This window comes from Pseudomonas sp. PvP025, from assembly GCF_017832155.1.
Taxonomy (GTDB): Bacteria; Pseudomonadota; Gammaproteobacteria; order Pseudomonadales; family Pseudomonadaceae; genus Aquipseudomonas.
Genome location: NZ_JAFIBJ010000001.1, coordinates 1267614 through 1289287, shown reverse-complemented (window position 1 = coordinate 1289287; position 21674 = coordinate 1267614). Strand labels below are relative to the sequence as shown.

Here is a 21674-nt window from a genome sequence, read left to right as displayed (position 1 = left end):
GGTGCTTGTGACGAAAAACGCCCGCTCCTGAAAGAGCGGGCGTCACGTCCTACAAATCGGTCAACACTGCGCTCAAGGCGGCGAAGCCTTCTCCAGATGCAGCAGCACGTAGGCATCCTTGTCGAAGGTTCCGGTGAGGGTCGGTGTGAGGTCATGCAGGCGCGGGTCTTCCAGGCGGGCGAAGTCCTGGGCACTCATCACCAGCCATGCCGGCCCTTGCAGCGGTGCCAGGTCTCTGGACGTCCGGGTGAACAGGGGCACCTTGTCGCAGCCATAGCCGACCATGAACTTGATGGCTTTCGCATCCTTGCCCAGGCCGTGCAGCACCAACGGGGCAGGCTCCTGCTGGATCCGCGCCTTGACCGCAAGGCTGAAAGCGCGGGTGTCGTAGACCGCGCGCTCGAGAGGCTCGACCACCACGATGTAAGTCGACCAGATCGCAAGCACGGCCGCCAACGCCGGCCCCAGCGGGCGCCATCGCGGCTTCAGCAACGAAAGCAATGCCAGCAGTTGCAGCGCCGCGAGCACGGCAACCATCAGCCCAAGGCTGTCCAGCTGCTGCGGATAACGCCGCCGCGCAACCATCAGCCCGATCGCCAGAAGTGCCGGCGACAGCGTCCAGATGCCCAGCATCAAGGCGCGCAATCCGGCGAACAAGCGTCCCTGGCTGACCTGGAACGGGTAGGCCGCTATGATCGCCGCCATCGGCAGCATCGGCAGGATGTAGCGCGCCTTTTTCGCCTGTGGCACCGACAGCCCCAGCATCACCAGCACACCGGCCGCCGCGCAGTACAGCACCAGTTGTAACGCCGGGTCCGGGGGGCGGCGCCCGCCGGCGAGCACCGCCAGCAGCACCAGCACCGCCAGCGGGTAGGCGAGGGCATAGTTGCCCAGCGAGCTGGTGAAGTAATACAGCACGCCGCTCGAGCCTTCGCTGCCGTCCATGCGTCCCAGAAATTGCATGCGGATCACGTCCTGCATGAACACTTCGCCGCCACTGAGCTTGGCCAGCAGCAGCAACAGGCCCATACACGCCGCCAGCAACGCCAGGGCCAGCAGGCCGAAGCTGAACAACTGGCGCCATTGGCGATTGAGCAGGTAGTAGCTGCACAGCACGCCGACAGGAATCACCAGCCCGATGGGCCCGCGAATGGCGAAGCCGATGATCAGCAGCAGGAACAGCCAGTGCACGCGCCTGGCTGCGCCGAAATGATCATGGGCGTAACCCAGGTAGAACACCGCCAATGCCACGGCGGCGAGCATCTGGTCGAGGGATACCGCGCGGGTCTCGGTAATGAAGGTACTGCTGAGCAACAGCATTGCCACGCTCAGCAGGCCCCAGCGCGTGGAGTAGGGCGCCGTCAGGCGATATACCAGGGTAACGATCAGCGCCGACGCCATGGAGGTGGGCAGCCAGGCCGTAAAGCTGGTGACCTGGCCAAACGGCAACGACAACACCCAGGTCAGCAGGGTGGACGTCGCCAGGTAGTCGGCGTAGGGCTGCCCGTAAGTGGTGGGGAAAAAGCTCGGCCCATGGCGCAGCATCTCCTGGGCAAACACCACGAAACGCGAGTCAAAGCCGATGATTGCCTGATGCCAGTTACCGACGACAAACAGCAACAGCGCCAGCAACCCCAGACCCAGGGATTGGCGGCGCAGCGTTGCAGTGAGCGGGGAGGGTTGCGCTTTGTTCACGTATCAGGCTTCCACAACCTGGGGCAACCATTGCTGCTGCGGTATCGGCAGCGTGCAGGAGTCGCCACGGCCCATCGGGAAATACTGGAAGCCTTTGCGCGCCAGGCGCTCGCCGTCATACAGGTTGCGGCCATCGAAGATCACCGGGGTTTTCAGGCGCTGGTGGATCAGGTCGAAATCCGGCGCCTTGAACTGCTGCCATTCGGTGCAGACGATCAGCGCGTCAGCGCCCACCAGCGTGGACTCCGGGGTGCCCATCAGCATCAGGCGCTCTTCATCGGCGTAGAGGCGCTGGGTTTCCTGCATGGCTTCGGGGTCGAAGGCGCGCACGTTGGCGCCGGCGGCCCACAGGGCTTCCATCAGCACGCGGCTGGGGGCGTCGCGCATGTCGTCGGTGTTGGGCTTGAAGGCCAGGCCCCAGAGGGCGAAGGTCTTGCCGCGCAGATTGCCCTTGAAGAACGCGTTGATGCGCTCGAACAGCTTGCTCTTCTGGCGCTGGTTGATCGCTTCCACCGCCTCCAGCAGGTCGCTGGAGCAGTTGGCCTGCCTGGCGCTGTGGATCAAAGCGCGCATGTCCTTGGGGAAACACGAACCGCCATAACCGCAGCCCGGGTAAATGAAGTGGTAACCGATGCGCGAGTCGGCACCGATGCCCAGGCGCACGGCTTCGATGTCGGCGCCCAGGTGTTCGGCCAGCTCGGCGATCTGGTTGATGAAGCTGATCTTGGTGGCCAGCATGCAGTTGGCGGCGTACTTGGTCAGCTCGGCGCTGCGCAGGTCCATGAAGATGATGCGGTCATGGTTGCGGTTGAAGGGAGCGTACAGGTCGCGCATCACCTCGCGCACTTCTTCACGCTCGCAGCCGATGATGATGCGGTCCGGGCGGCGGCAGTCGGCAACGGCCGAGCCTTCCTTGAGAAATTCCGGGTTGGAGACGATATCGAACTCCAGGTGACGGCCGGCCACGCGCAGGGCTTTTTCAATGTGCGCGCGCAAGGTGTCACCGGTGCCGACGGGCACGGTGGATTTTTCCACCAGAATCACCGGGGCCACACGATGGCGGGCCACGGCATCACCCACCGACAGCACGTATTTGAGGTCGGCCGAGCCGTCTTCGTCCGACGGCGTGCCCACGGCGATAAACAGCACTTCGCCGTGTTCGACCGCCAGTTTTTCATCAAAGGTGAAGTGCAGGCGACCGCTCTCCAGGTTCTCCTTGACCATGGCCGCAAGACCCGGTTCGAAAATGCTCACATGGCCCTGCTGCAACAGCTTGACCTTGTTTTGATCCACGTCCATGCAGATGACATCGTGACCGACTTCGGCTAATACGGTGGCCTGCACCAGACCGACGTAACCACTACCAAATACACTGATTTTCATGAGGCATTCCTGGGACTTGCTGCGCTAGCACGGCGGGAGTTGATAACCAACACACCGAGGATGACAAACGCCACCCCCAGGGTTCTTGAAAGCGAAAAATATTCGTTGAACACTGGCAGGCTGGCAGCCAGCAGGTACACCAGCGCGTAGCTGATGCTCAGTAATGAATAGGCACGGCCCAGCGGCAGGTGTTTGAGCGCACCCAGCCAGCAGAGCATCGACAGCGCGTAGGCGAGGATCGCGAGGATCACCACGCCCAGCGCACTTGGATCAATCGGTGCACTCAGCCACTCATGGGGCAGCGGCAGGCGCGTCATGCTCCAGCGCATGCCCAGCTGTGCGGCGCTGACCAGGCCGACGCTGCCCATGGCCAGGGCGAAACCCCGTACGCGGCTCATACCTGGCGCCCCAGCAACACAACGCCGGCAATCACCAGTGCCACGCCCAGCCAGTGACGGCCGTCGACGGGCTCATGGAACACGAACCGCGCCATCAACGTGACCAGCACAAAGTTCAGGCTGAGCATCGGGTAGGCAATCCCGACTTCCAGGCGCTGCAACACCAGCAGCCACACCAGCAGGCCAAACCCCAGGCACAGCAGCGCCGACCACAGCCACGGCGAGCGCAGCTTTAACGCCCAGCCCGCGGGCAGGTGGCGCCAGCTTTCCACGGCAAACTTCTGCGAGACCTGGCCCATGCAGGTGAGCAGGCACGCGGCGAGTAACAGCAACAGGGTGATCACGGTGCCACCTGGGCGAAGATCAGGATCACGATGTTGCCTTGCTCGTACCGTTTGCCGTCCTGGGGCAACAGATTGACTTCGGCAATCTCGTCATCGCCCTTGACCCGCATCACCACGCCGACCGGACCCTGCTTGCGCGCATCGATCATCCATTGCTGAATCTGGTGGGTGTCCACCATGTGATGGCCGGCATCCGGGTAGGCGAGGCCGTATTTCACTTCGCCGATGGAGTTGTAAAGGGTCACGTCAGCGCGTTGCAGGCGCCAGGCCAGGGCCGACGCGGCGCCCAGGTCGTTGCTCAGCAGCGCGGTGGCGGGTTGCAGCTCTTGCAGGTGATCAAGGATGAATTGATCCGGGGTCTTGTTGTAAACCACCGAATGGGGCAGCGCGGCCGGGGCGAGGGCAACCAGCAAGCCGCTGCCGATCAGCGGTGCCGCCCACAGCGTCAACGGGCGCATGGCCTGCAGCAGGTTGGCGATGACCCAGCCGAACAGGCAGACACACACCAGCACCAGGCTGAAGGTTTCCTGGCCGGGTTCATACAGCGGTTTTTTCAGTTGCACCCAGGCCAGCGCCAGCAGCGCCACGACACCGAGAATCAGGTTCAGCCAACCGTTGATGCGCAAGGCACGGGTGCGGCCTTGGGCCAGTGTGTCGGCCAGCACATGGCCCATCAGCAAGGCCAGGGGCAGCAGGCACGGCATGATGTAGGACGGCAGCTTGCCTTTGGCCAGGCTGAAGAAGGCCAGGGGCATCAGCAGCCACAGCAACAGATAGGTGATTTTCGGCGAGCGCTTGTCCAGCCAGGCCCGCTTGAAGGTGGCCGGCAGCAGGCCCAGCCACGGCAGCGAAAAGGCGGCCAGCAGCGGCAGGTAATACCAGAACGGCTCGGCGTGCTGGGCATCTTCGCCGGCAAAGCGTTGGATATGCTCGTGCCAGAAGAAGAAGTGCCAGTAGTCCGGCTCCTGCAGGTGTACGGCCAGCGCCCATGGCAGGCTGACAGCCGTGGCAACCGCCACCGCGATCAGCCCATGACGCATCAGTTCACCCACACGCTTTTGCATGACCATATAAGGCAAGGCAATCAACACCGGCAGCAGCCACGCCAGAAAGCCTTTGGTCAAGAAGCCCATGCCGCAGGCGAACCCGAGCAGGGCCCACGCCCACAGGCGGCCACGCCGGGTGCTGCTGTCCAAGCAAAACCACAGCGCAACGCCGGTGAGGTTGACCCAGAAGGTGAACTGCGGATCGAGGTTGGCATAACCGCCCAGCGCCGCCACGCTGACGAAGCTCATGTACAGCGCGGTGCTGATCAGGCTTTTCTGACGGTTATCCCACAAGCGGCGCGACACGGCGTACACCAGGAGGATGCTCAGGCCGGTGCTCAGGGCCGAGGCAAACCTTACGCCGAACAGGTTCTGCCCGAAGATCGCCTGGCCGAACGCGATCATCCAGTAACCGGCGGCAGGTTTTTCGAAATAGCGGATGCCCATGAAGTGCGGCGCGGCCCATTTGCCGGTCAGCAGCATTTCCTGGCTGATCTGCGCATAACGCGACTCATCCGGAATCCACAGGCCATGGGTGGCCAATGGCAGCAGGTAAAACGCGCCGAAGGCCAGCAACAACAGGGGCAGCGCCCAACGCCGAATCATGCCTGCTGCACTCCAAGCCAGCCTTCGCGGCCGCTCAAGGCGCCGCGTACCAGTTGCTGCCGGGGGAGGGTGTCGATGTCGGTGGGCAACAGCTCACCCAGTGGCGCGAACTCGATGCCGCGCTGCCCTGCCTGGGCGAGCAACTGGCGAAAATCATTGGCCATCAGAATCCCTTCTACTTCTGCGTGGATCGTGTAGACGTTGAGCTTGGCCGCCTCAAAGCGGTCAAGAATGAAGCCGTTGAAGTCTTTGGCAGCCACCACCGGCCCGACGACTTCGTCGAAGGTCGGCAGGTCTACCGGAATTTGTGGCGTACCCGCGCTGCCGTCGGCCAATGTCGGCCGAAACAGGCTGGTACCCCGGCAATCGCTGTTGTAGCGAAAGTTGAACCCTTGCTTGGCTTGCACCACGCGCTCATCGGCACGCCAACCGGCGGCCGCTGAACAGTCGATGCGTTCACCCAGGATGTCGCTCAGGGTGTCGACGCCACGGCGGATCTGTTCGATCAGTTGTGCTTCGCTCCAGCGTCCGGTGTTGGCCTGCCAGCCGTGGTGGTCCCAGGCGTGCAGGCCGACTTCGTGGCCCGCCGCCTTGGCCTGGCGCATCAGGTGCCCCAGGTCGCGGCCGATCGGTTTGCCCGGCCAGGCGGTGCCGGCCAGCAAAATATCCCAGCCATACAGGCCGGCAGCGTTGGAACGCAGCATCTTCCACAGGAACTGCGGACGGATCAGGCGCCACAGGTGGCGCCCCATGTTGTCCGGCCCGACGCTGAAGAAGAACGTCGCTTTAACCCCGGCTTCGTCCAGGGATTCGAGCAGCCGCGGCACACCTTCACGGGTGCCACGGTAGGTGTCGACGTCGATGCGCAAGCCTGCCTTCATTACTTTTTGTCCGCGATTTCGAGCATGGCTTCGCGCAGGAAGAAGTCCAGCGTGTTGCCGATGGTTTCGCTCATCTCCACGGTCGGCGTCCAGTTCAGCAGGCGCTTGGCGTTGTCGATGCTCGGCTTGCGGTGTGCCACGTCCTGGTAACCGGTGCCGTAGAACGCCTTGCTCTCGACGTCGCGGAAACCGGCGAACGGCGGGAAGTTGCCACGCAGTGGGTGGGCTTCGAACTGACGCAGCAGTTCTTCGCCCAACTGGCGGATGCTGGCTTCGTTTTCCGGGTTGCCGATGTTGATGATCTGGCCGTCGCAGACACCGTTGTCGTTATCGATGATGCGCGCCAGGGCTTCGATGCCGTCGGCGATATCAGTGAAGCAGCGCTTCTGCTCGCCACCGTCGAACAGGCGGATCGGCGTGCCTTCCACCAGGTTCAGGATCAACTGGGTGATCGCCCGGGAGCTACCGATACGCGCCGAGTCCAGACGGTCCAGGCGCGGGCCCATCCAGTTGAACGGACGGAACAGGGTGAATTTCAGGCCTTTGTCGCCGTAGGCCCAGATCACGCGGTCGAGCAGTTGCTTGGACACCGAGTAGATCCAGCGCTGCTTGTTGACCGGGCCGACCACCAGGTTGGAGGTGTCTTCGTCAAAGTACTGGTCCTGGCACATGCCATAGACTTCGGAGGTCGACGGGAAGATCACGCGCTTGTTGTATTTGACGCAGTAGCGCACCAACTTGAGGTTTTCCTCGAAGTCGAGCTCGAACACGCGCAGCGGGTTGCGGGTGTATTCAATGGGCGTGGCGATGGCCACCAGCGGCAGCACCACGTCGCATTTCTTGATGTGGTATTCGATCCACTCGGTGTGGATGCTGATATCACCTTCCACGTAATGGAAATTGGGGTGGCTGCGCAGGCGCTCGATGGCGTCGGAGCCGATGTCCAGGCCATAGACTTCGTAGCGGTCATCACGCAGCAGGCGCTCGGACAGGTGGTTACCGATAAAGCCGTTGACCCCCAGGATCAGCACACGTGTACGGCGTGGCTTGCGGCCGGATTCGGCGCCGCGCAGCACGGAGCCGTCCACCAGGCCCAGTTCATCGGCCAGGGAAGGGCCGGCCAGGTACAGGCCGGTGGCGTTGCGCTGGCCGAACTTGATCACCAGGGAGTCTTCACCGCAGGCGATGCGCAGCGGGTTGACGCTGATCACGCGGCCCGGCGCCAGGCCTTCGTTGCCCTTGACCACCTCGGCCTGCCATACGATCAGTTTGTGCTCGCCCACGGCGCAGAAGGCGCCCGGGTAGGGTTGAGTCACCGCGCGCACCAGGTTGAACAGCTGTTCAGCCGGCTTTTTCCAGTCCAGCTTGCCATCGGCGGCGGTACGGCGACCGAAGCAGGTGGCCTGGCTTTCGTCCTGGGCGGTTTCAGTCAGCTTGCCCTGGGCCAGCTGCGGCAGGGCGTCGCGCAGCAGGCTGGTGGCCGCGTCACGCAATTTGGCGTGCAGGGTCAGGCCGGTATCGCTGCGGTCGATCGTGACTTTTTGCTGGGCGAGGATCGCGCCGGCATCGGCACGCTTGACCATGCGGTGCAGGGTCACGCCGGTTTCGGTTTCGCCATTGACCAGCACCCAGTTGGCCGGGGCGCGGCCACGGTATTTGGGCAGCAGCGAGCCGTGCAGGTTGAACGCGCCATTTTTGGCGGTGGTCAGCAGGGCTTCGCTCAACAGGTTGCGGTAGTAGAAAGAGAAGATGTAATCCGGGTTCAGCTTGGCGATGCGTTCGACCCACAGCGGGTGGTTGGCGTCTTCCGGAGCGTGTACCGGGATGCCATTGAGTGCGCACAGTTGCGCGACGGAGCCGTAGAAATTGTTTTCCTTGGGATCATCGGCATGGGTGAACACGGCAGCAATGTCGTAACCCGTAGCGAGCAGGGCTTCGATGCCTGCACAGCCAATATCGTGGTACGCGAATACAACAGCTTTTGAACTCATGACTGAACCTGATCGGAAGAAGTGGAGGTATGGGAAGACACCAGGCCGTCGACGACGACCACGGGTGCAGGTGCTGCCGGTTGGTTGCGCAGCACTTTTTCGATAAAGAAACGGGGGCGGGCGCGCACATCGCTGTACATGCGTCCCAGGTATTCACCCAGCAAACCCATGCCGATGAACTGGCCGCCGGTGAACACGAACAGCACCGCGAACAGCACGAACATGCCGTCACCGGCCCACTGTGCACCGAAGGCCAGGCGCAGGATGACCAGCGCGAAGGCGAACAGCACGCCCAGCGCCGCCAGGCTGAAACCGACAATGGAGAGCAGGCGCAGTGGCGTGGTGGTCATGCAGGTGAGCAGGTCGAACATCAGGCTGACCAGGCGCATGGCGCTGTATTTGGATTCGCCGTGTTCACGCTCGGCGTGGTGCACCAGGATTTCCGTGGTGTGGCGGGCAAAGCCGTTGGCCAGGATTGGAATGAAGGTGCTGCGCTCGCGGCAGGCGAGCATGGCGTCGACGATGGTGCGGCGGTAGGCGCGCAGCATGCAGCCGTAGTCAGTCATGGCCACGCCGGTGGAACGCTGCACGGCGAGGTTGATCAGGCGCGAAGGCCAGCGGCGAAAGGCCGAGTCCTGGCGATTGTTGCGCACGGTGGCGACCACGTCGTAGCCAAGGGCGGCCTGCTCGACCAGGCGCGGGATCTCTTCCGGCGGGTTCTGCAGGTCGGCGTCGAGGGTGATCACCACCTCGCCCCGGCATTGCTCGAAACCGGCCATGATCGCGGCATGCTGGCCGTAGTTGCGGTTGAGGATCACTGCCACGATGTTGCTGCCGTCTTCGTTCGCCGCGTCTTCGAGCATCTGGGCCGAGTTGTCGCGGCTACCGTCATCCACCAGGATGATTTCGTATTCGTAGGCCAGTTGCTTGCAGGCGGCAGTGGTGCGACGCAACAGTTCAGGCAGGCTCTCTTGTTCGTTGTAGACCGGAATAACGATCGACACGCAATGAATAGGGTAGGGTTTCAAAGATTCATGACCTCGGGGTTAGCGCAACTTGAAGCGTGAAAACAGCAGCAATCAGGGGGCGAACCTGCAGACCGCGGGTAACTGAGCGGTATCAAAGCTGGAACATTATCAACAGGTTAGCCTGTGTAGCGCGGTTTGCTGTGAAGTACTGTGTTCAAGATTAAGCGCAAAAATGTTGAACAGATATGAAAGCCTGATGAAAAACTCGTTTATTTGACAGGTAGACAGCTAGGGTTCAGCTAAGCAGTCAGGGGCCTGCAGGCGAGATTTGGCCGGAAAAAGGGGGACAGGCAACTGCACATTGCGCGCGACTCCGTCGTCTGTGATTAGCCAGCGGATTTTATTCAACAATCTTCTCTGCATTACGCCTCAAGTGCCGGTAAAGTAAGCCATCTCGTGCCAGGGTAGTCGGATGAATAGCGTGCAGCTTTTGCGCGGCCAATTGCGGCCTGCGTTGATCGGTTTAATGATGACCGTGGCCTGTGTCGGTACGGTGCGGGCCGATGAAGGGGTGGCGCTCACGCCTGTCAGTCAGGTGCCGGACGGCGTCGAAGTGCGCGGCAAGCAGGTGGCGGCGTTCACCTGGGACGATCGCCAGGGCAAGAACCTGCTGGTGCTCGCCGAGCAAATCAGCGAGCGGGACGACGATGGCAGTCAGTCTGCATTCGTCTACGCGGCCCAGTACCTGATCGATGGTGACCGCCCCAGGCGCATGTGGATGCTCTACGACGACGTGCAACGCTGCGAATTCGATGCGGCGCTGCGTTTCGACATGGCGGCCACCAGGGTCACCGACCTCGCGGGAGACGGCAGCACCCAGGCCACCGTGGGCTATTCGCTGACCTGCGCCAGCGACGTCAGCCCCAATCAATTCAAGCTGATCATGCATGTGGGCAAGTCCCAGAAGTACCGGCTGCGCGGTGTCGACCGTTACGGCGCCGCGTGGTGGGACGAAGAGCTCGGCGCGTTGCGCGGCATGCCCTTGCCCACCGACTGCAGCGTGGCTGCGCAACAGGCGCTGGTCAGCCAGTACAAGGAGCAGGGCACCGAACTGCCGTTGCCGGGGTGCTATGGCGATGAGAAAGACTTTGCCAAGGGCCCCGAGCGCTACCTGACCTTCATGCGCCAGCACTGGTTTGCGCTGATGAAGAAGCAGGACACCGAGTGGGGGCAGGCCCAGGCACAACCCCAGCCGCAGGAACCCACCGTAGACGAAGACTCGGCGCCGTGATGTGGTGCGAGGGCTGATCCTGCGTTAGACTCAGGCCTCGCCAATTCACTAAATACCTCGATTAATCAATCGATTACTTGAGGTATTTAATCCAAAGGCTGATCTACCTTGACTGAGTCTATCCGCAACCCACTGACCCTCTATCTCACCCGCCTGGCCCCCTCCAGCCAACTGACCATGCGCTACGTGCTGCAAGACGCGGCCGACCGCCTGGGCTTCGACGACATCAACCTCGAAGACATCGACTGGCACCATCTGCAACCCGAACACGTGATCGCCCTCGTCGCCGCCCTGCGCGAAGACGGCTATGCGCCCAATACCTCATCGCTGTATGTGAATGCCGTGCGCGGGGTGATGAACGAGGCATGGCGCATGAGCCTGATCAGCCAGGAGCACCTGCTGAAAATGCGCACGGTCAAGGCCACCGCGGGCAGTCGCCTGAGCCAGGGCCGCAACCTGCGGCGCACGCTGATCCGCGAAATGATGGACGTGTGCGCCGCCGACCCACGCCCCCAGGGCCTGCGCGACGCGGCCGTGATCGGCATTCTGTATGGCTCGGGCATGCGCAAGTCGGAATCGGTGAACCTGGACCTGGCGCAGGTCAATTTCCAGGAGCGCAGCCTGCGAGTGATCGGCAAGGGCAACAAGGAACTGGTCAAGTACGCGCCGGATTGGGCATTCGCCAAGCTTGCGGCCTGGCTGGATTTTCGTCGCGAACAGCTCAAGGAGGGCGAGCAGGACGACAGCTTCCTGTTCAACCGTATACGCCGGGGCAGTCATATCACCCGCGAGCGCATCACCAAGCATGCGATCTATTACATCGCCCGCCAGCGCGGGGAGCAGGTGGGGGTGAAGATCATGCCCCACGACTTTCGCCGCTCGTTCATCACCCGCGTGATCGAGGAGCATGACCTGTCGATTGCGCAGAAGCTGGCGCACCACACCAATATCCAGACCACCGCCAGTTATGACGTGCGCGAGGATAACGAGCGGCGACGCGCGGTGGACAGGTTCGACCTGTAGCGGTCGCCCGCCTGGATGAAGAGCAACGTTTGATGAACATCAAAAGGTGGGAGGGGGCTTGCTCCCGATTGCAGTGTGTCAGGCAACCATTTTTTGGCTGATACACCGCTATCGGGAGAAAGCCCCACACACTTGCGTGGGGTATTAGAGAATCGGCTTGCCACCGGTCACCGCGTAGCGCGAGCCGGAGATGTAACTGGCCTCATCCGAGGCGAGCAACACGTAGATCGGCGCCACTTCCACTGGCTGGCCCGGCCGGCCCAGTGGGGTTTCGCTGCCGAAGCTCTGCACGTCTTCATCGGTCATGGTGGCCACGATCAGCGGCGTCCAGATCGGACCGGGGGCCACGCTGTTGACGCGAATCCCCTTGCTGCCCAGCAACTGCGCCAGGCCACCGGTGAAGTTGGCGATGGCGCCCTTGGTGGCGGCGTAGGCCAGCAGGGTTGGCTTGTGCATGTCGGAGTTGACCGAGCTGGTGTTGATGATAGAGCTGCCAGCCTTCATATGCGGTAAAGCGGCCTTGCAGAGGCGAAACATCGCGGTGATGTTGATATCGAAGGTCTTGACCCATTCTTCATCCTCGATCTCTTCGAGGGTTTCGTGGTTCATCTGGAACGCGGCATTGTTGACCAGCACATCAATGCGGCCGAACTGCTCGACGGTCTTGTCCACCAGCGCCTGGCAGGTGGCTTTCTGCGCGATGTCACCGGGCAGCAACAGGCACTGACGGCCGGCTTCTTCAACCCAGCGTGCGGTTTCCCGGGCGTCTTCGTGTTCGTCCAGGTAGGCGATGGCCACATCGGCGCCTTCACGGGCGAATGCAATGGCGACGGCACGACCAATACCGCTGTCGGCGCCGGTAATCAACGCGATCTTGTTGGCCAGCCGACCGGAGCCTTTGTAGCTCTGCTCGCCGCAGTCAGGGTACGGATCCATCTTCTTTTGAGTGCCTGGCACGGCTTGGGCTTGTGGGGCGAAGGGAGGGCGTGGGTAGTCAGTCATAACAATCTCCATAGATTTCCAAGGGTGCTATGGGATTAGTAGTTTTGGCTCCGGCGATAGTTGTGATGGATGCGGCGCAGGCCCGACGAGTGGTTGATACCCGCCTAGCGGCGCGCTGCTGAAATTTACCTAAAAGTCCTGTGATCACTGCCGATAACGCTACTAGCGGCAGGACCGCCAATCGGCGGCCCATACAGGGGATAAGGCATGACGATCAGACTACGCTTGATGCTGTTGATTGCGACCGGACTGCTCACGGCGCTGGTCATGAGCCTGGCCGGTTACCTGGGCAACACCCGCATGGGCGTAGCCGTGGCCGATAACGCGGTGAGCATGACGGTGCTGCGCAACCACATGGAAGCGGACATGATGCACGATGCCCTGCGCGCCGACGTGCTGTCGGCGATGCTGGTGGGACTGGGCAAGAGCACCAGCACCAAGGCCGAGGTCACCCAGTCGCTGAGAGAACATGCCGAGCACTTCCGCCAGGTGCTGGGCGATAATCTCAAGCTGCCGCTGGACGCCACCCTCAAGACCAACCTGGAAAAGCTCAAGCCCAGCCTGGACACCTATATCAGCGCGGGTGAGCGTATCGTCGCCCTGGCGTTGGACAACCCCGAAGCCGCCCGCGCCGAACTGGATACGTTCAACAGTGCGTTCAGTCACCTGGAAGAACAGATGGCCGCCTTGAGCGAGGTGATCGAAGGCAACACCGAACAGAGCGGCGCAAGCACCCGGCAAACCCTCAGCAATGCCAACCTGACCCTGGGCGTGGTGTTGATCGTCAGCCTGTTGCTGCTGCTGACGCAGGGCCGCTGGGTCATCCTCAGCATCATGGGGCCGCTGCAGACCGCGAGCCGCATTGCCGCGAGCATTGCCAGGGGCAATTTGAGCGAACCGATCACCGAGCCTCGGCGCAAGGACGAAGCGGGCATGTTGATCAGTAGCCTGGCGACCATGCAGCGCGACTTGCGCGGCATGATCGAGGTAGTGCGCAGCAACGCCCATGAGGTCAACCACATGAGCGAGCAGCTGAGCCACGGTTGCCACGAGGTTGCCAACAGCAGCCAGCAGCAAAGCGGCGCGGCCAGCACCATGGCGGCCGCTGCCAGCGAAATGACCGCCAGCATCGAGGAAATCACCCGGCATGCCGGGCGCGCCCTGGACATGGCCAACCAGGCCGAAGCCCTGGCCAAGGACGGTGGTCGAGTGATTCACCAGGTGGTCAGCGACATGGACGGCATCGCCCGCTCGGCGCAGCAATCGGCCCAGGTCATCCGTACCCTCGACAAAGAGTCCGAGGCGATCTACAGCATTATCCAGGTGATCAAGGGCATCGCCGACCAGACCAACCTGCTGGCCCTGAATGCCGCGATCGAGGCCGCTCGCGCCGGTGAACAGGGTCGTGGTTTTGCGGTGGTGGCCGATGAAGTGCGCAGCCTCGCAGGCCGCACCAGCGCCTCGACTCAGGAAATTGCCAGCATGGTAGGACGCATCCAGCAGAGTACGCGTGAGGCGGTGACCAGCATGGAGGAGGGCGTCGCCCAGGTGGACAAAGGCATGGCCGTGACCGCCGAGGTCGAACGGGCCATCCGCGAAATCCTGCAGGCCACCCTCAGCACCACCGAGTTGGTCAACGATATTTCGCGCACCATCGGCGAGCAGAGCCTGGCCAGCAATGAAATTTCCCATCAGGTCGAGATGATCGCCGGCATGTCGCAAAACAACAGCCGGGTGATCGGCGAAACCGCGTCCACTACCGACCATTTGTCCGGGCTGGCCGGCAAGTTGTCGCAATCGGTGGATCGCTTCAGCTTGTAACGCTCGCTACGCAACGCGCCGGCCCACCATGGGCCGGCTTTTTTTGCCTGGACTCGATGCGACACCGCAAAAAAAGATTGAATATTCACACCATATGTTATTTAAATAACAAAACAAGAGCGACATGACCTGCCTGGCCGTGCCGCAACAAGGTGGAATAGCAATGAGCAAGATCGCAGTCATCGGCAGCAACATGGTGGATTTGATTACCTACATCGACCGCATGCCGGCCCAGGGCGAAACCCTGGAAGCGCCGGACTTTGCCCTGGGTTGTGGTGGCAAGGGCGCCAACCAGGCGGTGGCGGCTGCCAAGCTCGGGTCGCGGGTGCTGATGGTGAGTAAGGTTGGCGACGACATGTTTGCCGACAACACCCTGGCCAATTTTCAGCGCTTTGGTATCGACACCCGTTATGTGCAGCGGGTGGCTGGCGTCTCCAGTGGTGTGGCACCGATTTTTGTGCGCGCCGATTCCCACAACAGCATTCTTATCGTCAAGGGCGCCAACGCGCATCTGGCGCCGGCGGACATTGATGCGGCGGCGGCCGAGCTGCGTGAGTGCACGCTGATCGTGCTGCAACTGGAGATCCGACTGGAGACGGTGTACTACGCCATCGAATTCGCACGCCGGCACGGTATTGCAGTGCTGCTCAATCCGGCGCCGGCCCTGGCGAGCTTGAGCCCTGAGCATCTCGCGCAACTGGACTTTCTGATCCCCAACGAATCGGAGTTGGCGCTGATCACCGGGCAGGTGGTGGACTCACCGGCTGCCGCTCAAACCGCTGCACGCACCCTGGTTGCCAGCGGCATTCGCCACGTCATCGTCACGCTGGGCGAACAGGGTGCGCTGTACGTGGGCGAGGAGGGCGAGTTCCGCGTGCCGGGCCGCCAGGTTGCGGCCCGCGACACCACGGGCGCCGGTGATGCCTTTATTGGTTGCTTCATTCACCACTGGAACCGCGACGGCAATATTCAGCAGGCCATGGAGCAGGCGGTAGCGTACTCGGCATGCTCGGTCATGGCGCTGGGCACGCAGTCTTCCTATCCCGACGGCGAAGCGTTCGCGCGCTTCCAGCAACAGCCGTAACACCTTCAACCCAGCCCGGAGAACAATAATGAACAAACCTGCGCTGCAACAGACACCCGACGGTTTCTACCTGAACCGCACGCCCTGGTTCGCCTTTATCCTGCTGTGCAGCATCTTTGCACTGTGGGCCGCTGCGGCGAGCATGAACGACGTGCTGATCGCGCACTTCAAGAAAGCGTTTTTGCTCAGTGATTTCCAGACCGCGTTCGTCCAGTCGGCGTTTTACCTGGGCTACTTTTTCGTGGCCATTCCGGCCGCGATGGTGGTGCGGCGCTTTAGCTACAAGAGCACGATTCTGATCGGGCTGTTGTTGTACATGCTCGGCTGCCTGCTGTTTTTTCCGGCGGCGTCCACCGCCAAGTACGGCATGTTCCTGCTGGCGCTGTTCGTGATCGCTGCGGGCCTGTCGTTTCTGGAAACCGCCTGCAACACCTACTCGACGCTGATGGGCCCACGGGAAACCGGCACGCGGCGCCTGAACATCTCGCAGACCTTCCACCCATTCGGCGCAATGGCCGGGGTGTATGTCGGCAGCTTTGTGATGTTCAAGTCCACTGACGCCACCACCGAACAGCTGACGCAGATGAGCGCCACCGAGGCGGCGGTGCAGCAGTTGCAGATGATTCAGTCCACCTTATTGCCCTACAAGTGGATGATTGCCGTGCTGGTGCTGATGTTTATTCTGGTCGCCATCACCCGTTTCCCCGCCTGCAAGGGCAATAAACCTGCCGGCAGCAAGGCGGGTAGCAGCGTGCGTCAAAGCCTCGGTCGCCTGTGGCGTAACCCGCGCTTTACCTTTGGCGTACTGGCGCAGTTTCTGTATGTGGGTGCCCAGGTCGGCGTGTGGAGTTTCACCATTCGCCTGGCCATGCAAATGGGCGGCATGAATGAGCGCAGCGCTTCATGGTTTTTGATGACCACCTTTGCCGCCTACTTTGTCGGCAAGATGATCGCCAACCTGTTGATGCGACGCCTGCACCCGGCCAAGGTCCTGGCGATCTACGGTGTGCTGTGCATCGTGCTGCTGGCCTACACCATTCTGGTGCCGAATATCTCGGCAGTGTATGCAGCGGTCGGCGTGAGTATTTTCCTCGGTCCTTGCTGGCCGACCATTTATGGCCTGACCATCGACGGCCTGGGTGAAGACACCGGCGTTGGCGGCTCACTGCTGGTGATGAGCATCGTCGGCGGCGGCGTCATCCCGATCTTCCAGGGCCTGCTGTCCGACGCCAGCGGCGGCAATATGCAACTGGCCTACAGCGTGCCGTTGCTGTGCTTTATCGTGATCGTCATCTACGCACTCAAGTGCATGCGCCAGCCAGGCCGCGAGCCGTTGACGGCAGCCGGGGCGGTGGCTTCATGAGTACCCGTATCCCGCTGTACCCCGCGCTGTTCGGCGAGCAGGAGAAAATTATCCTGCAGTCGCAGGCCTTCAAGGTCAGTGCCTGGACCTATCCGTCCGGCGTGCAGGCCCTGAGCCTGGAAAACAGCCGTGGTCGTCTGGTGCTGTTGCCTTATCAGGGGCAGATGATCTGGTCCGCCGTCTTCGACGATTGCGACCTGACCATGCCCAACCTGTTCGAGCAACCCCGGCCCAGCCCGACGATCATCGATACCTACGGCTGTTTCATGTTTCACAGCGGCCTGCTGCGCAACGGCTGCCCGGCGCCGCAGGACACCCACGCGCTGCATGGCGAGATGCCCTGCGCGCCGATGGACACGGCCTGGCTGGAACTGGGTGAAGACTGCGTGAGCCTGAACGGTTCGTACGAATATGCCAAAGGCTTCGGCGATCGCTATCGCGCATGCCCCAGCGTGACCCTGCGCGCCGATTCGGCCCTGTTCGATATCGGCATGGCGGTGACCAACCTGGCCGGCAAACCCATGGACCTGATGTATATGGCCCATATGAACTACGCCTATGTGGCGGGTGCGCGGTTCGTCGAGCCGTTGGGCATGCAACGCCAACGCCTGCGCACCAGCGTGCCGGACCACGTCAAACCGACACCGGCCTGGAGCGCCTACATGGCGCAATTGGTCGAGCATCCGGCGCAATTGGCCAGTCTCGATCAGCCATCGCTGTACGACCCGGAAGTCGTGTTTTTCTTCGACGGCGTGGGCACGGACGCCGCAGGCCAGGCGCATTTTCTGCTGGATCATCCCGACGGTGCGGCGTTTTACACCCGTTACCGCCCCGAGCAGTTCGAGCATGCCGTGCGCTGGATTCTCTACACGCCGGATCAGCAGGTGGCGGCGTTCGTGCTGCCGTCCACCTGCGAACCCGAGGGGTATAACGCCGAAAAAGCCAAGGGTAACGTGCGGGTACTGGCCGCCGGCGCCAGCGCTTCGTTCAGCCTGACCACCGGCTACCTGAGTGCGCAGGAGCGGCAAACGGTGCTGGGTTAAACCAGCAATTGCGCACCGCTGGCCAGGATGGATTCTTTGTAGCTGCGCGGGATTTTCTTGTCGCTGACCACGTACTGAAAGTCTTCCAGGGTGGCGAAGTGAGCGGTGCGCACCGTGTCGAACTTGCTGAAGTCGGCAAGCAGCACCCGTTGCTGGGCTTGGCGTATGACCTTTTGCTTGACCTCGACCTCATTGAAGTTGAAGCAGGTCACGCCGAATGCCTGGCTGACGCCGGCGGCGGTCACGAAGGCCCACGTCAGGCGCACGCTGTCGAGAATGCTGCTTTCGGCACTGCTTTCGAAAACCTGGTTCTTGCGGTGAAAGGTGCCGCCGCACAAGACGATATGGCAATTGGGCTTGTTCTGCAGCCTGAGCAGCACGTTCAGCGAACTGCACACCGCAGTGAATTCCAACTGATCGGGAATGAAATCAATCACAAACGGCGAGGTGGTGCCGCAGTCGAAAAACACCGTGTCGCCAGGCTGGATCAGTTGGGCGGCGAGCTTGCCGATGCGGCGTTTTTCCTCGACGTGGCGAGTGTCTTGATCGGCCACGCGGTAATCGCCGACCTCATTGCCGACCCGGGTGATATAGCCGCCCAGCAGGCGCAGGTGCTCGGTGAAGTGAGCGAGATCGCGGCGCAGGGTCATCTCGGAAACGTCCAGCAGGGCCGCCATTTCCCGCAGGTGAATGGCGTTCTGGTCCTGCAGGGCTTGCTGGATAAGCTTGAGTCGCTCGACTTTTCTACTGTCCACGCGTATTCCAGGGCTTGATTGATGATGTTAAATAAGCAACATTAAGTGTTACTATTGTAACGGATTATGTGAGCACTGTGACAGCGCTTCACACTTATTGGAAACATACAGGCAAGGGGCCATTAAATGAACAGTCTTCCACCCGCCGCATTGGCCAAGTACATCGATCACACATTGCTGGCTCCCGACGCCTCCGTTGATCAGATCAAGACCCTGTGCGACGAAGCGCGGGAACATGGCTTTTATTCGGTATGCGTCAATTCCGGGCAGGTGCCCTACGTGGCTTCGTGCCTGACCGATAAAAGCGTGGTGATCTGCGCGGTGGTGGGCTTCCCCCTGGGCGCCGGCCTGAGTGACACCAAAGCCTTCGAAGCCGAACGAGCCATTGCGGCCGGGGCAGGGGAGATCGACATGGTGCTCAATATCGGCTGGCTGAAGGACGGCTTGCTGGACGCCGTGCGCGACGATATTGCACAGGTGCACAAGGCCTGCGCGGCCGTGCCGTTGAAGGTCATCCTGGAAACCTGCCTGCTCAATGACGCACAGAAGGTTCAGGCATGCGAGATCTGTCGCGACCTGGGCGTGGCATTCGTCAAGACATCCACCGGGTTCAGCCGCAGCGGCGCTACCGTTGAAGACGTAGCCCTGATGCGCAAGACCGTGGGCGCCGGTATTGGGGTAAAAGCATCCGGTGGGGTGCGTGATTATCCGACGGCTGTGAAGATGATTGAGGCGGGGGCGACTCGGTTGGGTAGCAGTTCGGGGATTGCGATTGTGGGGGGAGCGGCGACGGCAGGCAGTGGCTACTGAAGAGCATTTGGTTCGCTTTGTGACTTAACTCAACTAAATAGTCATTTAGTTGAGTTGGGGCTATATATTCAAAAGGCGCTGTACATAAGGGCTCACTTGCCTGGCCGTTTCGAAGTAATCAGCTTGCGCATCGCAGAAGTCAACCAAATCTGTAGTCCACCCGGTTTGGCCAGTCATTATCACGAACAGAGGGGGTGTATGAATATTACGCGTCAAACCAATTTTGATTCGGCTGTCAATCATGAACAGTATTTGCTGGCCTGGCAGGTCGGGCTCCGGCGTAACGTCGAGTAATTGACCCCTTGGAGACCGCCAGACGCAGTGGTACTGAGCGACATTCAACATTTTCCCGTCCGCGTATGCGCCAGCGAACAGATTCCATCCATAAACAACATCGCCTGCATTGATGCTCTGGTAATGGCGACAGTTGTGGATGCATTCGAGGGGCATGTAAGTCGAACCCTGCAATTTAACCACCGCATAAACCGAGCCGTCATCTGCCTGTAGAGACCCGGCGGGTAGCCTGGCGTTGTGAAGTGACTGCGCAAGCAATTTTCTTTGAAGCTGAGGAAGGTTTGGGTCGTTCGCAAGCATGTATTTAAGTGTCGGGGCTGACATCGATATTTCCTTATCGGTGAAGCTGTACATTGCCCGAGTGCTTGAAGGTAGGCAATCCTCCATGAGCGTTGAGATGCCCGTGTCAAGGCCGCCGGTTACGTATATTGGAGTACGCATAATGTATATTATGTTAAATTGATGTATCAGGCAACATGAACGCACCGCGCAATTGTGGCTGTAATCATAAAATGATAATTCGTGAGTTCAAAAATCGTACCGTGAAATCAACAGCTTAGCCCCACAACCTGCCAGCTTGGCATCGTTACGATAAGTCATTGAGGCGAAATATCTGTCTTTCGCTCGTTACCTGAAGCCCAAATAACAATAATCTTCCCTTTTGAGCGGGCCCTTAAGGAAGGTCTGAAGTAGTCAGCGATTTTTGATGCCCTCGTTGGTAGAGATTCAAAAAACGCTGGCTGGTCAGAAATCAGACCTTTCCTGTTCTTAACTCATCGTTTCACCCTTGAGCGACGCCTTTTCAAGGCGCTTTTCCCGCATTACAGGCGCACCTCTCCCGCGACCAGCAGTCGTTTTCGCATCATCCACAGGTTCGACAGGGCAAATAGCGTGGCCTGTTGCGCGGTGTTTTTCATCAGGCCGCGAAAGCGCACTTTCGTATAGCCAAACTGACGCTTGATCACTCGGAATGGATGCTCAACCTTCGCCCGCACTTGTGCTTTCGCATATTCGATTGTGCGCCGCAGGCGCCCGATCAAACTCTTTTTCGCGTGTTTTTTATAGCTGCTGGGCCGGGCGGCAATCGACCAGATCATCTTGCGATTCTGATGCTCAGGACGCTTGTCCACGCCGGTGTAACCGGCATCGCCAGATACGTATGATTCCTCGCCATGCAGCAACTGATCGACCTGCGTCACGTCCGCCACATTGGCCGCCGTGCCCACCAGGCTATGCACCAAACCCGACTCGGCATCGACGCCGATATGCGCTTTCATCCCGAAGAAATACATGTTCCCCTTCTTCGTCTGATGCATTTCGGGGTCGCGTTTGCCGTCTTTATTCTTGGTCGAACTCGGCGCATGAATGATCGTCGCATCGACCACCGTACCGTGGCGCAACATCAGGCCACGGTCGCCCAGATAACCGTTGATGACCTGCAAAATCCCGCCGGCCAATTCATGTTTCTCCAACAAGCGCCGGAAGTTGAGGATCGTGGTTTCATCGGGAATCCGATCCAGATGCAGTCCCGAAAACTGGCGCAGGATAGTGGTCTCGTACAGCGCTTCTTCCATCGCCGGATCGCTGTAGCCGAACCAGTTCTGCATCAGATGAACTCGCAACATCGCCATCAACGGATACGCCGGACGACCACCTTCGCCTTTCGGATAATACGGCTCGATCAAGGCAATCAGACCCTTCCAGGGCACGACCTGATCCATCTCGATCAGGAAACGCTCGCGGCGGGTCTGCTTACGTTTGCCGGCGTACTCGGCATCGGCGAAGGACATCTGTTTCATCGGGGCTCAACCGTCGTATTCGGATCAGACGGCTATTTCACCAAATCTGAAAGTCTTTTTCAGAGTTTCCTTAAAGA

The 21674-nt window shown here is 60.8% G+C and carries 19 protein-coding genes; 7 read left to right on the top strand and 12 right to left on the bottom strand.

Features of this window, described 5'->3' with window-relative positions; genetic code table 11:
- Positions 1-72: 72 nt before the first annotated feature.
- From JOE32_RS05145 to arnC, 8 genes are read right to left on the bottom strand one after another with little or no spacing between them, the layout of a single operon-like run.
- Positions 73-1695, bottom strand: a complete 1623-nt coding sequence (locus tag JOE32_RS05145) for a phospholipid carrier-dependent glycosyltransferase (protein WP_209981980.1) — start codon at positions 1693-1695, stop codon at positions 73-75.
- Between the two features lie 3 nt (positions 1696-1698).
- A complete protein-coding gene (locus JOE32_RS05140; RefSeq protein ID WP_209981977.1) occupies positions 1699-3078 on the bottom strand; it encodes a UDP-glucose/GDP-mannose dehydrogenase family protein in 1380 nt (459 codons plus the stop codon).
- Positions 3075-3476: a 4-amino-4-deoxy-L-arabinose-phosphoundecaprenol flippase subunit ArnF gene (gene arnF, locus JOE32_RS05135; RefSeq protein WP_209981975.1), complete on the bottom strand. Its 402-nt coding sequence runs from the start codon at positions 3474-3476 to the stop codon at positions 3075-3077. The genes JOE32_RS05140 and arnF overlap by 4 nt, the downstream gene beginning before the upstream one ends.
- Positions 3473-3820, bottom strand: coding sequence for a 4-amino-4-deoxy-L-arabinose-phosphoundecaprenol flippase subunit ArnE (gene arnE / locus JOE32_RS05130; RefSeq protein ID WP_209981973.1), 348 nt, complete (start codon positions 3818-3820; stop codon positions 3473-3475). Before arnE ends, arnF begins: the two co-directional genes overlap by 4 nt.
- Complete coding sequence (gene arnT, locus JOE32_RS05125) at positions 3817-5472, bottom strand: lipid IV(A) 4-amino-4-deoxy-L-arabinosyltransferase (protein ID WP_209981972.1); 1656 nt, start codon at positions 5470-5472, stop codon at positions 3817-3819. The genes arnE and arnT overlap by 4 nt, the downstream gene beginning before the upstream one ends.
- The gene (gene arnD / locus JOE32_RS05120) at positions 5469-6353 is read right to left on the bottom strand and encodes a 4-deoxy-4-formamido-L-arabinose-phosphoundecaprenol deformylase (RefSeq protein ID WP_209981971.1); all 885 of its coding nucleotides are present in this window, start codon (positions 6351-6353) and stop codon (positions 5469-5471) included. Before arnD ends, arnT begins: the two co-directional genes overlap by 4 nt.
- Positions 6353-8344, bottom strand: a complete 1992-nt coding sequence (gene arnA / locus JOE32_RS05115) for a bifunctional UDP-4-amino-4-deoxy-L-arabinose formyltransferase/UDP-glucuronic acid oxidase ArnA (RefSeq protein WP_209981969.1) — start codon at positions 8342-8344, stop codon at positions 6353-6355. The genes arnD and arnA overlap by 1 nt, the downstream gene beginning before the upstream one ends.
- Positions 8341-9372: an undecaprenyl-phosphate 4-deoxy-4-formamido-L-arabinose transferase gene (arnC, locus tag JOE32_RS05110; RefSeq protein ID WP_209981967.1), complete on the bottom strand. Its 1032-nt coding sequence runs from the start codon at positions 9370-9372 to the stop codon at positions 8341-8343. The genes arnA and arnC overlap by 4 nt, the downstream gene beginning before the upstream one ends.
- 412 nt (positions 9373-9784) lie before the next feature.
- On the opposite strand from arnC, the gene JOE32_RS05105 reads away from it, so the two are divergent.
- The gene (locus tag JOE32_RS05105; protein WP_209981965.1) at positions 9785-10603 is read left to right on the top strand and encodes a hypothetical protein; all 819 of its coding nucleotides are present in this window, start codon (positions 9785-9787) and stop codon (positions 10601-10603) included.
- Positions 10604-10711: 108 nt separating this feature from the next.
- Complete coding sequence (locus tag JOE32_RS05100) at positions 10712-11626, top strand: tyrosine-type recombinase/integrase (RefSeq protein WP_209981962.1); 915 nt, start codon at positions 10712-10714, stop codon at positions 11624-11626.
- 144 nt (positions 11627-11770) lie between these two features.
- Here JOE32_RS05100 and JOE32_RS05095 read toward each other — a convergent pair whose 3' ends face one another.
- Positions 11771-12628, bottom strand: a complete 858-nt coding sequence (locus tag JOE32_RS05095; RefSeq protein WP_209981960.1) for an SDR family oxidoreductase — start codon at positions 12626-12628, stop codon at positions 11771-11773.
- Positions 12629-12835: 207 nt separating this feature from the next.
- On the opposite strand from JOE32_RS05095, the gene JOE32_RS05090 reads away from it, so the two are divergent.
- The 4 genes from JOE32_RS05090 to JOE32_RS05075 all read left to right on the top strand — a co-directional run bounded on the left by JOE32_RS05090 (position 12836) and on the right by JOE32_RS05075 (position 17939).
- The gene (locus JOE32_RS05090) at positions 12836-14449 is read left to right on the top strand and encodes a methyl-accepting chemotaxis protein (RefSeq protein ID WP_209981958.1); all 1614 of its coding nucleotides are present in this window, start codon (positions 12836-12838) and stop codon (positions 14447-14449) included.
- Between the two features lie 163 nt (positions 14450-14612).
- Positions 14613-15533, top strand: a complete 921-nt coding sequence (gene rbsK, locus JOE32_RS05085) for a ribokinase (RefSeq protein ID WP_209981956.1) — start codon at positions 14613-14615, stop codon at positions 15531-15533.
- A gap of 28 nt (positions 15534-15561) precedes the next feature.
- Positions 15562-16896 (top strand): L-fucose:H+ symporter permease, encoded by a 1335-nt coding sequence (gene fucP / locus JOE32_RS05080; protein WP_209981954.1) that lies wholly within the window; start codon positions 15562-15564, stop codon positions 16894-16896.
- Positions 16893-17939 carry an aldose 1-epimerase family protein gene (locus tag JOE32_RS05075; protein WP_209981953.1) on the top strand — a complete coding sequence of 349 codons (1047 nt, stop codon included), beginning with the start codon at positions 16893-16895 and terminating at the stop codon, positions 17937-17939. The genes fucP and JOE32_RS05075 overlap by 4 nt, the downstream gene beginning before the upstream one ends.
- On the opposite strand, the gene deoR is transcribed toward JOE32_RS05075, so the two are convergent.
- Complete coding sequence (gene deoR, locus JOE32_RS05070) at positions 17936-18694, bottom strand: DNA-binding transcriptional repressor DeoR (protein ID WP_209981951.1); 759 nt, start codon at positions 18692-18694, stop codon at positions 17936-17938. The two genes, JOE32_RS05075 and deoR, sit on opposite strands and share 4 nt — an antisense overlap.
- Before the next feature lie 126 nt (positions 18695-18820).
- Here deoR and deoC point away from each other — a divergent pair, with 126 nt between their 5' ends.
- Complete coding sequence (gene deoC, locus JOE32_RS05065) at positions 18821-19504, top strand: deoxyribose-phosphate aldolase (protein WP_209981949.1); 684 nt, start codon at positions 18821-18823, stop codon at positions 19502-19504.
- Positions 19505-19564: 60 nt separating this feature from the next.
- On the opposite strand, the gene JOE32_RS05060 is transcribed toward deoC, so the two are convergent.
- The gene (locus tag JOE32_RS05060) at positions 19565-20152 is read right to left on the bottom strand and encodes a hypothetical protein (RefSeq protein ID WP_209981946.1); all 588 of its coding nucleotides are present in this window, start codon (positions 20150-20152) and stop codon (positions 19565-19567) included.
- A 467-nt stretch (positions 20153-20619) separates the two neighbouring features.
- Positions 20620-21597, bottom strand: a complete 978-nt coding sequence (locus tag JOE32_RS05055) for an IS5 family transposase (RefSeq protein ID WP_209981727.1) — start codon at positions 21595-21597, stop codon at positions 20620-20622.
- Between the last annotated feature and the right edge of the window lie 77 nt (positions 21598-21674).